Origin of the sequence: Bartonella sp. AA56HLJMS (genome assembly GCF_042197145.1) — a bacterium.
In the GTDB taxonomy this organism is placed as follows: Bacteria; Pseudomonadota; Alphaproteobacteria; order Rhizobiales; family Rhizobiaceae; genus Bartonella.
Genome location: NZ_JBHIRL010000003.1, coordinates 43,420 through 59,699, shown reverse-complemented (window position 1 = coordinate 59,699; position 16,280 = coordinate 43,420). Strand labels below are relative to the sequence as shown.

Below are 16,280 nucleotides of genomic sequence, written 5' to 3'. Positions count from 1 at the left end.
TGTGCAATATTCATGAGCAGCATTTTTATTTCCCTTTTAACGATTATTATGCCACGCCCACTTATAACGTACAAGCAGATGACTTTGATTGCTTCAACATACATAGATTTTAAATAAGAATAACTGAGACTATTCAGCTTTCTCATTCAACATGCAAAAACAACGATGCGCCTTAATAAATAAAAGCCTTGCCCCACTATGAAACCCTATAAAATACGTATCGTAATAAGTTAATATTTTCACTGAACTTTTTTGAGAGTTCCTTCTAAAAAAAATACCGCCAACAAGTAAATCAATAAATAAATAGCAAAAATATAAACGAGTGAGAAAAAGCCAAATATATTGACCATATACGCACTCATGTAAAAAAATACCAATAAGCTAAATCTCCCAACGGTTGACAAGAAAGATTCATATGTAGCCCTGAAATGATCACTAATACTATCGTGCAAGATAACTTCTACACGAAGATATGTATACTTAATGAGATAAAAAATCATACAGACTAAAATGACAGCCATTTCTTTTCTTGGTTCAAAGAAAGCGACTGTAGAAATCAGTAAAGCCGAAAGAAACAACAGTAAAATAAAATTCACTCTTTCACTTAGTTTTGTAAAGAGAAAACTAGCCAAGAGCTGAGAGAGCAATATCAATGAAAATGTCACACCAAGATCAAAATAAGTGACATTAATATTATGATCTTTAAATATCCACTGCCAATACTGCGAGAATATATTGAAAAAAATCAATGAAAAATAAAAGCATAAAGAGATATAAGGAACTTTAATAAAAATAGATAACATCTCCTTAGCTTCACAAATGAGAGAATTCGCTTTATTTGGTTTTTTCTCCCCCTTCAAGTCATCAAGAAAAAACAAACCAAATAGTGTTGTCATCAACATTAAAAACGCCGCGATATACCATATATATTGGCTCGAATAATCAGCAAAATATGCCCCGATTAAACTGAATATAAACATGCCGATGTAATTATATTGAGAGCTGGAACCAAGCACTTTTTTAGTGGATGTCAATTTTTCTTTTGCATATTGAACAAGTAAAGCATTATAGGCTCCAGCAATTAATGTCAGCGATAAGGCATTAAAAGTTTCTGCCAAAAGAAAACCATAAAAGCTTGTAGAAAATCCCATGAGAAAGAGCCATGTGGCAGCAAAAGCCGCTGCCAAAACGATCGATATTTTATAACTTTTTCGATCAGCAAAATATCCCAGAGGAATATCGGTAACCATCATAATAAAAGCCTGAAACGACTTAATGACACCTATATCAATAAGCGTTAAGCCTTTTTCAAGCATATAAAAGACAATAAAGGCGCCAGTTAAAATCCTTATACCGTTAAATAAAAAGCCAAACGCTAATATACTTGTCATGCACTCCCCCAATAACGCCAAAAAAGGCACCCGTATACATCATTTTATATCAATATAAAAGCTTACATTTTACGACAAATAGGACTATAATCGCTATAAGGATTTCCAATCCTATCAATTTGATACCCAAAAAAATGCTGGGAAAATGCCTGAAAAATCAATAAACAATGTTCTTTCTATAATTTGATATTTGAAGAATCCGTTAAATATTTTACTGTCTCAAGAGCAGCCAAAAAACCAGCAACAACATTTACGGATCTATTTAAAGTATTCATATCGTTTTGCTTAATAGTCTTAACACACTCAAACTCATTAATATCCTTCATAAGCTTCTGATTCTAAAACAGGCATATCATCTGGTTTTACCTAAAATAATAAGCAACCAACAACAGTATTGACCATAGCTAAAGCAGCATACAACAGCACCATCTTCACATTGAAGACAGCTTGTTTAAAAAAAACGACACACCCTTTTTACTTCAACCTTATGCGATTTTTACCTCAACCTTGCCCAAAGCGTGTATGAATATAATCACTCAAAAGCGCTTCAAATTCTTCAGCAATGTGATCACCCCGTAAAATTTTTACCTTTTGTCCCTCAATAAAAACAGGTGCCGCAGGACTTTCCCCCACTCCAGGCAAAGAGATTCCAATATCCGCATGCTTTGACTCCCCCGGTCCATTGACGATACATCCCATCACAGCAACCTTCAAGCTTTCAACGCCAGGGTATTTTTCACGCCAAACAGGCATATTTTTGTATAAATCTGCTTCAATTTTTTGTGCCAATTGTTGAAAGACCGTTGAGGTTGTGCGCCCACAACCAGGACAAGCCGCAACAACAGGCAAAAATTGCCGAAACCCCATCACTTGCAAAAGTTCTTGCCCCACCTTTACTTCTCGTGTCCGATCACCACCAGGTTTTGGTGTTAAGGAAATTCGTATCGTATCACCAATCCCTTGCTGTAATAAAATACCCAAAGCCACCGAAGAAGCAACAATGCCCTTTGTTCCCATCCCAGCTTCCGTTAATCCCAAATGAAGAGCATAATCACAACGCGCCGCCAAGGTGGTATAAACAGCAATAAGATCTTGGACATCACTCACTTTAGCAGAAAGAATAATTTTATCACGTCCCAATCCCATCTCTTCAGCCCAAAGAGCCGATTGCAGAGCAGACTGCACAACAGTTTCCCGCATCACTTCAGCAACCGATAAAGGATTTTCTTGCTGTGCATTTTCATTCATAAGCCGTGTTAACAACGCATTATCAAGAGAGCCCCAATTCACGCCAATGCGAATAGGTTTATGATACCGACAAGCAATCTCAATAATTTCTGCAAATTGACGATCTTTTTTTGCGCCAAAACCAACATTTCCAGGATTGATGCGATATTTTGCAAGCGCCTCAGCACACGCAGGATGCTCTGATAAAAGCTTATGGCCAATATAATGAAAATCCCCCACCAATGGGATAAAAAATCCTAACCTCTCCAATCGCTCCCGTATTTTTGGTACAGCTGCCGCCGCTTCATCGCGATCAACAGTAATTCGAACCAATTGTGAACCAGCTTGCCAAAGAGCAGCTACTTGAGAAACAGTTGCATCAACATCAGCGGTATCTGTATTGGTCATTGACTGTACAACTATCGGGCTCTGCCCCCCAATAATCACATCACCAACAGCAACACCAACAGATCGACGACGCTCAAGTGGTTTAGATAAAAAATAGGTCGTACTCATCAAGTCCTCAAATTTTTAAAACCTGCGCTATCAATCATTATTTACATTGACTTCCTCCGCGCTTCAAAGGACGAAAATTACACCGCCCACCAATCTTAACAGATTGCTCTCAAAAGGTTCTACCTACTAACACTGATGCAATACAATTCATAGGTAGATTCATTCTATAGACGCACCGGATAAGTTCTACTACTTCTGTTCAAGTTTATACTTCTACACTTGGTTGCTTCAAAAAGAAACTGAAACAAAACAGAGACAATACTGTATTTTTAAGTTGCATGCCGATACCTTAATCAACGTCACCACAAAACAATGTTTTACAACACAACAGATAACGCCTATCAAAGCGCAATTTTTAAAAATGCATGAAAGACATCGCCAAATTAATCCAACATATTGATTTATAATAATCTATTTTTTACAAATTTGAATAGCAACCCCAAATATCGTAAGATTTCCTCATTTTAAATCTTCTTAATTGAATCAATCAATACCACTCCCTACAGCCACAAGAGAATAGATAGATAAAAACTCCTTATAAACTATTTCAAGTGCCAAAAGCTATCCCAACACTTTAAACAAACAAAAAAATGAAGACATCGCCCACCATCTTTATGAATGAATCTTACACCATTTTGTAAAAATTTTTACCTTACATCCTTAACAAACACCATCACGAAATGAACTCAAGTACATTAAGAAATGCCTCATTAAACCCAAACTTTTAATTCTTATCTCACCCACGCGCGGCATTATCAATGCAACCTTTCAATGTTCAAGCCGTTATAGCAAAACCCCAAACACAATTCCAACTGTCACGCAACAATTTAACACATGAAGGAGTCAATAAATGTGTCTATTTTCACCCCATAGAAAAAATGCTAAAATTAAAAAACGTATAGCACAATTAAAAAGAGAGCTGGTCCCCGTAAATCATTGGAGTTTTCAAAATGATAGCTTTGAAAACATTTCTGAGCTGTTTAACACATGGAAACAAAAAGGCCGTCACGCACTTTATCACCTCAACGAACATGCTACAGAATTAAAGAAAAAAGCGAAAGAAAATCCTAAAAAAACCCTCGCATTAGCAGCAGGAGTCGTTTTAGTAAGCTTCTTACTGATCCGTAAAAATTAATAACACAACCAATAACCTTCCCTTTTAATGCCCGCCTCAAAACGGGCATTTTTATGGTTTACAAAATATAAACTTTACGTCTTTCTCCTAACTTTACGTCCTCACCCAAAAGGATAAGTTTCCCATCCGACCCAGTCTATAATCCAATTTTTTATCTGGCTTCCCCCTACCCCCATCTTCCAAACATGCGGTGACACCACACCTCAAAGGACAGTGTTGTGCAAAACCACAAGCAAAGCTTCCAATACTCCACCCCCCCTACTGAGTTAGTTCAAAAGAAATGGAAGTGAGTAAAGATGCATGCGCTTTAATATTCTAAGGAACATTATTTTACATCATGACATAAAAGTATAAGAAGCCTAAGAGCTTTAAAACATGTAGTATAGCAAACCAAACGAAATCTTCCAATGTAAACAACCACTTGCTATAAGTAAATGACGCAAAAATTAAACTGAAAAAACCCAAAATTTCATCCTCCAGAATCGACTCGCTGCGAAGTATCTACATAGGTAACTACGGACATGCCAGGAATGAGTTTTTCAATCCCTTCCTGCCCAGGATCTAAAGCAATCCGTACTGAAATACGTTGCGCAATTTTGATAAAATTACCAATTGTCGTATCCGTTTTTAACAATGAAAATTCTGAGCCTGTAGCAGGTGCAAAACGAACCACACGCCCTGTTAACTTTTTGTTGTTCAATGCATCAACAGAAAAAACAACCGGTTGTCCCACACGCATCTGAGAAAGTTGCGTTTCCTTATAATTAGCAATAATCCAAATATCATCAGAAATAACAGAGACCAATTGTGTCCCTGGCATAACATATTGCCCTACCCGCGCTCCAACTAATCCAATATAGCCTGTTCGAGGAGATAAAATCTTTGTGTGATCGAGATTAAGTTTTGCCAACTCAACACTCACCTTCGCTCCCGCAATTTCTGACTGTAAACTTTGCCGTTCAAGATCCAATTGTTTTTGCAATTGGCGTTTTGTTTCGAGAGCTGTCAAGAGTTGTGAAAGAGGACGCGAAACAGAACTTGCCGCATCACCAAAACCTAACTTTTTACTATCTGGAACAACATTGGAAAATGCTCGTGAACGCGCCAATTCCACCTCTGCTGTATTAATTTCGCCCTGCAAAAGCTGTGCTTGTAATTCAATACTTGCCAGTTTTGCATTTTTTGAATCGAGAACAGCCTGTGCCCGTGCAAGCTGCTGCCGAAAAAGAGAATCATCGAGCTCAAAAAGCAGCATTCCCTTTTCAACGCGTTGATAATCTTGCACATAAATCCGTGCGATTACCCCAGAGATCTGTGAACTAACCAGAGTAACATTGCCCTTAATAGAAGCATTATCCGTTATTTGAATGTTACTCACAAAAGGAGGAAGCCTCCAAGCCCACAAAATCAGCAAAACACCCGTAATGCCCGATAGGAATGCAACAATCGTAGCTTTTGACCGTAATTTTTTTATCATTTTTTTGCACCCCTCTTTTTATGACATTACTCTACTTTTCTAATGCACGCAAAGAGCATGACTTAACAATCATTGTGGCAAGAAAAATAACGAATACAACCATTGAAATATAAAAATAAAGCCGAAAAACGTCATCATAAGCAAAAATATTTGCTGTTAACTTAAATTTCTCTATCAACATAGAAGTACCCTGCTCACTTCTCAAGCCATTGGGAACAGAAACACCATAAGAAGGCGAAAATAAAGTATTCATCTCACCAGAAATAAGCGGATCAGTAATAATAATATTTTGTGTTAAGGACTCAAAGTTCTTATGGGCAAAATAAAACTGAAGGCTGCCAAAAAAAGCCGACCCCATCAATCCCCCTGTCACTTGCGTTAGCAAAAAAACAGCAATAAAACTTAAAACGTAACGCGGTCCTCGCTCACCAGCGATCACAAACCCTTTGAAAAGAGCAGGAGGCAAAAAAAGTGCATAACTAAAACTCACCAACCCTTGGCTCAACATCATATCTTGTGGGCGCGTTAAATGGTTTACATGACTATCTAAATAAGCTCCTAACGCCAAACAACCCAAAGACAACAAATAAAAATAATCCTCACGCCCCGCCCGTAAAAAAAAGACACAAACAGCCCCCCCTAACAGAATCCCTAATGTCACCGCAAGATACATGGGCGCCATCTCACGATTGAGCAAACCAAAAAGATTAAAAAACCCTACGGGCAAATTTGACCGCTCCAATAAAAAAACATGAAAAATAAATAAAATAAAAACAGATTGGACCATTTCTTTACTGAAAATCCAACGGAGATCAATCAACGGTTTTTCTCTATTAAGCTCAATAATAATAGCAATAGCCAACGATAAAATAGCAAGTGCGAGCCCCCAACCAATCCATGGTGCTTCATACCACCAATACAATATGCCAACAGACATGATCACAGCATTTAATCCAAGACCAAGAGCAATCAAACCATAGCTTATCCAATCTAATTTTTGAATAACCTTACTACGCACAACAGGAGTAAGAGGCAAAGTATAGATACAGACCAAGCTGATAAGAACCAACCCCATTTCCAGAGCGGAAAGACTGGAAAAACCACCATTTTCCAGCAAATCAGGAGAAATCAAACGTGATAAAGGTGCCGCTAAAGCCGCATTCATATAATTCAAACTAAGACCAACAGTAAACTTCTTTGCTGGAGCAAAAGCCTCCATCATATAAAGCAGCGCAAGCGAAGCCAAAGGAGCAGCAGCAATCCCAGCAAAAAAGCGAATAATCAATGCAGAACGCAAATCCGTAACAAAGAGCTGCAACACGCAAACCAAAACAAAGCCAAGAATTGATAATTCAGCAAAAGCGCGCAGCCCAAATTGATAGCGGATTTTGATCAACATAATCGCTACACTCACATTTGGCGCCATATAAGCCGCTACCAGCCATGTCGTCTCGGCCAAAGTTGCATGAAAATCACCCGTAAGATGGACAATGTTAGACTGAACAATATTAGCCCCTAAACCATAAGCCCATTGCAAAATAAGAGAAGCAAAAATATAAACAAAGCACTTTGGCAAAGGTCCCGCAAAGACACGACCAGGATGAGGAAAAGGTTTTGCACTCCTTTTAGCAGACACAACCGTACTCTTTTTTCCGCTCATGTCATCTTTTCCTGTATACTCTGCTACGCTTCTATCAACACAGCACCATCAGCTGACAACTGCTGGAAAAAAGCCTCTATTTTATGATTGTCCTCATCACTTGTCCCTCCTTCTAACGTCGCTTGAATCTGCAAAATCTGCTGTTCTAATACATCAAAAGAAAGATTCTCTACAGCCACAACGTGCTCTACCAATAAAGAGCAGCCTGAAAAGGTAATATTTGCAACACCCCCGCATACAACAAATAATTTTTCACCCACAGAGGTGCGAACACGAACACTGCCCAACACAATACTTGCCACCAATGGCGCATGATGCGCCATAACTGTCAAATAACCTGAGGCTGAAGGAAGAACAACAGACACGACCTGCTCTGAAAACACAATTTTTTCAGGCGATACAAGCTCAAATAAAAAATGCTCTTCTCTATTGTTTTCCACAAAAGTCTCCACAATACCCGATATAAGGACTCTCCGTTTTCTCCAACGACTCGTCCTTTTTAACGAAAAATACCCATGACAGTTTTCTCTTGAATAAGAAGCTTCTTACTAAGAAGCCTCTGCCATGAGACGCTTTCCTTTTTCAAGTGCTTCATCAATCGAACCAACCATATAAAAAGCAGCTTCTGGTAAATCATCGTAATCGCCAGCACAAAGCCCCTTAAAGCCTTTGATTGTCTCTTCCAAAGGAACGAGTTTCCCCGGCGAACCAGTAAAGGCTTCCGCAACATGGAAAGGTTGCGAAAGGAAACGTTCAATTTTACGTGCCCGCCCCACCAGCAATTTGTCATCTTCAGAAAGTTCATCCATTCCAAGAATAGCAATAATATCCTGAAGCGCTCTATAACGTTGTAAAATGGTTTGCACTTGACAAGCAACAGTGTAATGCTCTTCCCCCACAATCAATGGATCCAACATACGCGAGAAAGAGTCAAGCGGATCAACCGCTGGATAAATCCCCTTTTCCGCAATAGAGCGCGAAAGAACAGTTGTTGCATCCAAATGAGCAAAAGACGCTGCCGGCGCCGGATCCGTCAAGTCATCTGCCGGAACATAAATTGCCTGAACGGAAGTAATAGAGCCTGTTTTTGTACTAGTAATACGTTCTTGCAACGCCCCCATATCTGTTGCCAAAGTTGGCTGATACCCCACAGCAGAAGGAATACGCCCTAAAAGAGCAGACACCTCAGCTCCTGCTTGCGTGAAACGGAAAATATTATCCACAAAGAAGAGAACATCTTGTCCTTCATCACGGAAACTTTCTGCAATTGTCAATCCTGAAAGAGCCACACGCGCACGCGCTCCTGGTGGTTCATTCATTTGCCCGTAAACAAGGGCACACTTTGACCCTTCCGTTGAACCATTATTCTCTTTTGGATTCACATTCACGCGGCTTTCGATCATTTCATAATAAAGATCATTTCCTTCACGTGTACGTTCTCCCACACCAGCAAATACAGAATAGCCACCATGTGCCTTTGCAATATTGTTTATAAGCTCCATAATGAGAACGGTTTTTCCAACACCAGCACCACCAAACAAGCCAATTTTACCTCCTTTAGAATAAGGGGCTAACAAATCCACGACTTTAATACCGGTGACAAGAATTTCCGAAACAGTCGATTGTTCAACATATTCAGGTGCCTCTTGGTGAATAGAACGTGTTTTGGTTGAAGCGATTGGTCCCACATTATCCACCGGTTCCCCAATCACATTCATAATACGTCCCAACGTTGCTTCTCCTACAGGAACGCTAATTTGTGTGCCTGTATCCACAACCTTTTGGCCCCGCATCAAACCATCAGTCGTATCCATAGCAATCGTACGCACAGTATTTTCACCCAAATGCTGCGCAACTTCTAATACTAAGCGATTACCTAAATTCTCTGTTTCCAAAGCGTTGAGAATATTTGGCAATTCACCTTCAAATTGCACATCAACGACAGCACCAATAATCTGCTTGATTTCACCAACAGCGCCTTTTGCATGCTCTTCTTTTTTTGCGGATGTATCTTTTTTTACAGGTGTATCTTTAGCTGCATCACGCGCAGGTACAGAGGAAGCCTTTACATCCACTTGAGATTTCGAAGCGGCTTTTTTCACGCCGGAACGAGCAGCTGGTTTCTTTTTTTCACCTTTTTCTGTTCCTTTGCTTGAGGTTACTGCTTTTACCATCAATTCTTACCTTCTCCATTTAAAGCGCTTCAGCGCCCGCAATAATTTCGATCAATTCTGTCGTAATCTGTGCTTGACGTTGACGATTATAAGCCACCGTCAATTTACTAATCATTTCACCCGCATTGCGCGATGCATTATCCATAGCTGTCATCTTGGCGCCCATTTCACCAGCAACATTTTCCAGCAAAGCCCGAAAGATTTGCACCGAAAGATTACGTGGTACAAGGGCCTCTAAAAGAGACGCAGCATCAGGTTCATATTCATAAACAATCGATTGTGAACCTGTGTTATGATCGGTTTGCTCCACAACATCTATTGCCCCAACAGCTGCTTTTGGAGCAACCATTGGAATCAAACCCAAAGCTGTTGGACGCTGATTAATTACGGAAACAAATTCAGAATAAAACAGCGTACAGACATCGAAAGCGCCTTCATTGAATAAATCAACAATCCGTTGACTAATCATCACTGCCTCTGCAAAACCAATTCGCTTTACAGCATGCAAATCGATATGGTCAATTATCAAACCTTTGTAATCACGCGATAAAATATCCGCGCCCTTTTTACCCACAGTGATAATTTTTACTATTTTATCAGCCGCCAACAATGCCTTAATCTGTTCACGTGCACGACGAGCAATTTGCACATTAAAAGCACCACACAAACCGCGCTCAGCAGTACACACCACCAAAAGATGCACATCATCGCGCCCCGTACCACGCATAAGAGCAGGCGCATCAACACCATCTACATCAGCAGCAACACTGGTCAAAATATCAGCCATTTTCTTCGCATAAGGGCGTGCAGACTGCGCTGCCTCTTGAGCACGATGCAACCTTGCCGCTGCAACCATTTGCATAGCTTTGGTAATCTTTTGTGTTGCTTTAACCGAAGCGATACGGTCTCTAAGATCTTTTAGTGAAGCCATTCAAGCATTCCATCAATTCATCACGAGAAATTTTTCGCATAAGTATCAAGAACAGTTATCAACTTATCTTTCAGCTCATCTGTTATTTGCTTTTGCTCAGCAATTGCCTTTAAGAGATCTTGATAATCACTCCGCAAAAGCACCAAAAGCCCCTGCTCAAACCGCGCAACATCAGAAACCGCCAAAGCATCAAGATAGCCATTCACACCCGCGAAAATAACCACCACCTGTTCTTCTGTTTTGAGTGGAGAAAATTGTGGCTGCTTCAACAGCTCTGTCAAGCGCGCACCCCGATTTAACAAACGCTGGGTTGACGCATCCAAATCAGAGCCAAACTGCGCAAAAGCTGCCATTTCACGATATTGCGCCAATTCACCTTTAATCGAGCCAGCAACTTGCTTCATCGCCTTAATTTGTGCAGCAGAACCAACACGCGATACAGAAAGACCAACATTTACAGCAGGACGAATTCCTTGATAAAACAAATTAGTCTCTAGAAAAATTTGTCCATCAGTAATCGAAATCACATTTGTAGGAATATAGGCAGAAACATCATTTGCTTGCGTTTCAATAACTGGCAAAGCTGTCAACGACCCAGATCCATTTTCCGCATTCAACTTCGCAGCCCGCTCTAAAAGACGCGAATGCAGATAGAAAACATCTCCCGGATAAGCTTCACGACCTGGAGGACGACGCAATAAAAGAGACATTTGACGATACGCCACCGCCTGTTTTGACAAGTCATCATAACCAATCAAAGCATGTTGCCCATTATCACGGAAATACTCACCCATAGCACACCCAGCAAGAGGTGCAATAAATTGCAGTGGTGCTGGATCAGAAGCGGTCGCTGCAACAATAATAGAATATTCCAGCGCTCCACGTTCTTCTAAAACTTTAACGAATTGTGCCACAGTCGAACGTTTTTGACCGATAGCCACATAAATACAATAAACTTTGTCTTGCTCTCGTCCAGCCCCTTTTTCATGAAAAGGTTTTTGGTTTAAAAATGTATCGAGCAAAATTGCTGTTTTTCCTGTTTGGCGATCACCAATCACCAATTCACGCTGCCCCCGTCCAATAGGGATGAGTGCGTCAATCGCTTTCAATCCGGTCGACATCGGTTCATGGACAGACTGACGCGGAATAATTCCAGGAGCCTTAACATCGACACGACGACGCTCTGTTGCTTTAATGGGCCCCTTACCATCGATAGGGTTTCCCAACGCATCAACCACACGCCCAAGCAAAGCCGGCCCCACAGGAACATCGACGATAGCACCTAACCGCTTTACACAATCACCTTCACGAATATCACGATCTGAGCCAAAAATGACCACACCAACATTATCAACTTCCAAATTGAGTGCCATACCACGCACACCGTTTGGAAAGGCGACCATTTCCCCTGCTTGGACATTATCCAAACCATAAACGCGAGCAATACCATCCCCTACAGAGAGAACCCAACCAATTTCTGAAACCTCAGCCTTTTGGTCAAAGTTTTTGATTTGCTCTTTTAGAATTTTTGAAATTTCAGATGGTCTAATATCCATCAGCTGACCTCTTTTTTCAATGCAAGCTTAAGTGAAGACAATTTTGTGAGAAGAGACGTATCAATTTGAGACGACCCCACACGAACGATTAATCCACCAAGAATTGTTGGATCCACAATGATGTGCAGCAAGACTTTTCCTCCAACAACACCTTCCAAAGCCTCACACAACTCTTGTCTTTGTTGAGAACTTAAGGGGCGCGCAGAAACAATTTGCGCAGTAACCTGCCTACGAGCGCGTGCAACACAATGCTGGAAAGCACGTAAAATACCAAATACGGCACTAAGCCTACGGTTTGTTGCAATAACGCGTAAAAAATTACCAATGACCTGCCCTGCGTTTTTATCAGCAAATTTGATGTTTGCACAAACAGATTGCATCACCTTAATTTGCTCTTTAACTGAAAAGAATGGACTAAGCACAAAGCGTTTTAAATCCTTATGCTCCAAAACAAGTAAAAGATCCTCTACTGCCTTTTCAACCTTTTCAACGTTTCCGGCTTCTTGAACGCAATCAAAAAGCGCTTGCGCATAGCGTTGATCTACCAACGGCAGCGGTATGAGAGAAAATGAATCCGACACGAAATACCGCCTCTTTCCCTTGAGCGACTCTCTGATAGTTATCAGATGAAATGAAACAGACATTCTCAATCTTAAGAATCTTTTTCTTAAAACCTAGAACAAAAATCACTTGGTTTCTAGCATAGACATAGCCGACTCGCAACACCACAAATCGCTGCTTTTTAAAAATTTTAATAAAATATTCAAAATATTTTTGAAAAGCATTTTTTTTAGATATACAGGATGGCATCACAGTTTTTTTATGCCTCTTTTTGACATTCTCTGAGCGATTTTTTCACTCTCTTTGATTTTTCTTCAAATGCCCTTGCCACCATAATAAAATACTTCTTCTCCCAAAAACACTCCCTTTATCACCACAAGACCTTTAATGAGATGCAGCTGCGATTGAAAAAGTCTATTATTTCAAACTGATAAGAAAGAAAAAATAATGAATATCCTCCTAAAAATTAAAGAAAACATTGCTCTTTTTTCTTCAAATACCCACTCCTTTTAAAAAATTTCACCAAGTAATATTTTCTTGTAAGCACACTCTTTAAATATACAAAACATTGATTTATAATGATAATATATCATTTTTCATACCGGACAAGCTTCAAATATCGACAAATTCTCTCTTTTCAAATTTTTTTATCAAAATCACGCCCTTCATTAAGCCCGCATAGCTTCACTTTATATGGCACTATATTGCACTGATTTAGAAAAAGCATAGATCAATTTGAACGCGAATAGAATTGGGTATTTTGGGTGTACAGCTAAGCATTTTCAGCCCTTATAAAAAGAATCCGCCTATCAAAAGAATACTGTCCCTCATACAAAAAAGAAGTAAAAGCCGAAATGATAGTGCCCTCGAAGAAGAGAGGCGCTTCTGCTGGTTCTATAACAAAGATATTTTTTCCCGTGGCTCTACTTAATGCAATACATGTATCATATTTTGCTGCTTGGATGCTTATTCTGAATAATATAAGAGTTCAAGTAAAGCACCTTAAGCAAAGAGACCTTCACTTTATGCGATACTGGTTTTAGAAAAAACTTTGCGGATCAATATCAATTTGAACCCGAACGGAACTGGGCATTTTGGGTGTACCGCTAAGCATTGCACGTATAAACCCTTGTATATCAAAAGAACGCTGTCCTTGCAGCAAAAGCCGAAAACGATAACGCCCCCGAACCAAAGCCAAAGGCGCTTCTGCTGGTCCCATAACCGAGATATTTTTTTCCCGTGGCGCTGCCTGACGCAATGCGCGCGCATAATGTTCTGCTGCTTGGCGCTGTTGTGCAGACACGATCAAAGAGGCAAGCCGCCCATAGGGAGGCAAATGATAATGCTGACGTGCTGCAATCTCACGTGTGTAAAAATCTTCTGGCTGGCATGCAAGTAAGGCTTTGATGACCGGATGATCTGGTTGATAAGTTTGCAATAATCCTAAACTTTTCAATCCCACACGCCCTGCTCTTCCGGTAACTTGAGAAAGCAGCTGATAGGTACGTTCACTTGCGCGTAAATCGCCATTGGCAAGACCAAGATCAGCATCAATAACGCCAACCAGAGAGAGCTTGGGAAAATGATGTCCTTTAGCAACCAACTGTGTTCCAATAATAATGTCCATATCGCCATTTGCAATGGCTTGTAATTCGCTTCGCAACTTCCCAATCCCTCCTTTGAGATCTGTTGAAAGGATCAATGATCGCGCTTGAGGAAAAAGCATTTGTGTTTCTTCGGCAATTCTTTCCACACCCGGTCCACAAGCCACGAGATGATCTAAGGTTCCGCATTCAGGACAGGCTTCAGGAAGTGGTTCATGATATCCACAATGATGACATTTCAGTTGCCCTTGCGCACGATGTTCTACCAACCAACTTGAACAATCGGTACAATGAAAACGATGTCCGCAAATTCGGCATAAAGTCAAAGGTGCATAACCACGACGATTAAGAAAAAGAAGAGCTTGTTCGCCCTTATCAAGCGTTTGTTTTAAAGCCCTTTCAAGAGCAAAGGAAATAAAGCGCCCCTTTTGCACCCCTCCTTGGCGCATATCAACCACCCGCAACTGTGGAAGTGCAGCTTCTTTAAAACGGGAAGGTAAATGCACCTTTTGATAACGCCCTTTTAAAACATTGGCTTGGCTTTCAATCGACGGTGTGGCTGAAGATAAAATAACAGGAAAATGCTCAAAAGAGCCCCGTGCAACAGCCATATCACGCGCATGATAAAAAATGCGCTCTTCTTGTTTATAAGCGCTATCGTGCTCTTCATCGACAACAATCAAGCCAAGCTCATGAAAGGGAAGAAAAAGTGCTGAACGAGCCCCCGCAACGACACGCACCCGCCCTTCTGCAACTTGCCGCCAGACGCGTTCTCTACGACGTGGCGTCAAATCAGAATGCCATTCTGCTGCCACAGCGCCAAAACGTGCATAAAAACGATCTAAAAACTGCTGTGTTAAAGCAATTTCCGGCAATAAAATTAAAACCTGCTTGCCCCCTTTGAAAGCTTGAGCGACCGCTTCAAAATAAACTTCTGTCTTTCCTGATCCCGTAACACCATCAAGCAAAAAAACTTGAAACTGAGAAGATAAAACACCTTCTCGCAACATTGTTGCTGCTTCACTTTGCGCTCCCTGCAACTGAGGGGGACAAAAATCAGGATCAGGCATTGCCACAAGATCAGGAGCAGGAACCTTAACATCTTCAAAAATTCCTAGCGCTTTTAAACCTTCAACAACAGAAACCGAAGTTCCAGCCGCATGTGCCAGACCAGAACGTGTCCATATCTTCTCATTACGCACCAATTCCAAAATCCGTGATCGCGCTGGTGTGAGACGTTCTACATTTCCACCACAATATCGCAAACCCAGCATCTGCGCTTCCGGCTCTAAAGCAGCCGGTACCGACAAAACCAATCGTGCTACAAGACCAAAAGGTGCCATTGTATAGCGACTAACAAAACGCAAAAATGTGATCATTTCTGCCTTTAATGGGGGACAATCAAAAACATGAAGCAGAGAGCGTAATTTTTCACGCGCCACAGGAGCAGACTTTTGCCCATCGGCTGTCTGCTCTCCAACGTCCACAACAAAACCGCAAAGCTCACGCCCCATCAACGGAACCCGAACAAAGGAACCAACGTTCACCTCCATAGAAGATGGAACTTTATAACTATAAGCGTGAGCAACAGGAAGAGGAACCAATACGGATACAATCTTTTCCTCTATCATGTTTGAATTCATCTTTTAAACCAATCTACGACCTATTGAACACCAACAGGCCTAAACCTTAATCTTTAAACACTCTTATAAAATTCATTGCAGGATTCAATCCCCCCGATTACAACACTTTTCTAACAAAAATTCTTTTTAATACTCATTTCATCACCAAAGTGCCAATAAAAGAACCAATCTCATCGTCTATAATAAAAAACTCTATAGCAAAAAAAACAGCGCCATTCTTCTGTGCAAATAAAGCGCATCACTATTAAGCATTCAACATGCTATCGGTTAAGTGCATCCTTCAACAAAGCGATCCCATAATATGACTTCTTCCCAACGCACACTTTTATTTTTTTACCGCCTCATATCTCAATTTATCTTCAACAAACTGATTTATAAAGATATAATCATCATTTTACCTATTGT

General features: G+C 40.5%; 11 protein-coding genes. 1 reads left to right on the top strand and 10 read right to left on the bottom strand.

All coding sequences use genetic code 11. From position 1 onward, the window contains the following. Positions 1–239: 239 nt before the first annotated feature. Positions 240–1,391 (bottom strand): MFS transporter, encoded by a 1,152-nt coding sequence (locus ACFINI_RS02795; protein WP_375621014.1) that lies wholly within the window; start codon positions 1,389–1,391, stop codon positions 240–242. A 501-nt stretch (positions 1,392–1,892) separates the two neighbouring features. Then, positions 1,893–3,134, bottom strand: coding sequence for a flavodoxin-dependent (E)-4-hydroxy-3-methylbut-2-enyl-diphosphate synthase (gene ispG, locus ACFINI_RS02790; RefSeq protein ID WP_375621015.1), 1,242 nt, complete (start codon positions 3,132–3,134; stop codon positions 1,893–1,895). Between the two features lie 850 nt (positions 3,135–3,984). Between ispG and ACFINI_RS02785 the strand changes: the two genes are divergently transcribed. Continuing rightward, positions 3,985–4,269 (top strand): hypothetical protein, encoded by a 285-nt coding sequence (locus ACFINI_RS02785; RefSeq protein ID WP_375611728.1) that lies wholly within the window; start codon positions 3,985–3,987, stop codon positions 4,267–4,269. Positions 4,270–4,738: 469 nt separating this feature from the next. Here the strand turns inward: ACFINI_RS02785 and ACFINI_RS02780 are convergent, their stop codons facing one another. The 8 genes from ACFINI_RS02780 to ACFINI_RS02745 all read right to left on the bottom strand — a co-directional run bounded on the left by ACFINI_RS02780 (position 4,739) and on the right by ACFINI_RS02745 (position 15,863). Continuing rightward, entirely contained in the window at positions 4,739–5,746 is a 1,008-nt protein-coding gene (locus ACFINI_RS02780; RefSeq protein WP_375611727.1) for an HlyD family secretion protein, read from the bottom strand. Positions 5,747–5,777: 31 nt separating this feature from the next. Beyond that, the gene (locus tag ACFINI_RS02775; protein ID WP_375632069.1) at positions 5,778–7,406 is read right to left on the bottom strand and encodes an MFS transporter; all 1,629 of its coding nucleotides are present in this window, start codon (positions 7,404–7,406) and stop codon (positions 5,778–5,780) included. Between the two features lie 23 nt (positions 7,407–7,429). Then, a complete protein-coding gene (gene atpC, locus ACFINI_RS02770) occupies positions 7,430–7,846 on the bottom strand; it encodes an ATP synthase F1 subunit epsilon (RefSeq protein ID WP_375611725.1) in 417 nt (138 codons plus the stop codon). 108 nt (positions 7,847–7,954) lie between these two features. Next, the gene (gene atpD / locus ACFINI_RS02765) at positions 7,955–9,580 is read right to left on the bottom strand and encodes a F0F1 ATP synthase subunit beta (protein WP_375638258.1); all 1,626 of its coding nucleotides are present in this window, start codon (positions 9,578–9,580) and stop codon (positions 7,955–7,957) included. A 19-nt stretch (positions 9,581–9,599) separates the two neighbouring features. After that, positions 9,600–10,511 carry a F0F1 ATP synthase subunit gamma gene (locus ACFINI_RS02760; protein WP_375645583.1) on the bottom strand — a complete coding sequence of 304 codons (912 nt, stop codon included), beginning with the start codon at positions 10,509–10,511 and terminating at the stop codon, positions 9,600–9,602. 20 nt (positions 10,512–10,531) lie between these two features. Next, positions 10,532–12,067, bottom strand: coding sequence for a F0F1 ATP synthase subunit alpha (gene atpA, locus ACFINI_RS02755; RefSeq protein ID WP_273790513.1), 1,536 nt, complete (start codon positions 12,065–12,067; stop codon positions 10,532–10,534). After that, entirely contained in the window at positions 12,067–12,648 is a 582-nt protein-coding gene (gene atpH, locus ACFINI_RS02750) for an ATP synthase F1 subunit delta (protein ID WP_375621019.1), read from the bottom strand. Before atpH ends, atpA begins: the two co-directional genes overlap by 1 nt. Positions 12,649–13,667: 1,019 nt before the next feature. Then, positions 13,668–15,863 (bottom strand): primosomal protein N', encoded by a 2,196-nt coding sequence (locus ACFINI_RS02745; RefSeq protein ID WP_375645582.1) that lies wholly within the window; start codon positions 15,861–15,863, stop codon positions 13,668–13,670. Positions 15,864–16,280 lie beyond the last annotated feature (417 nt).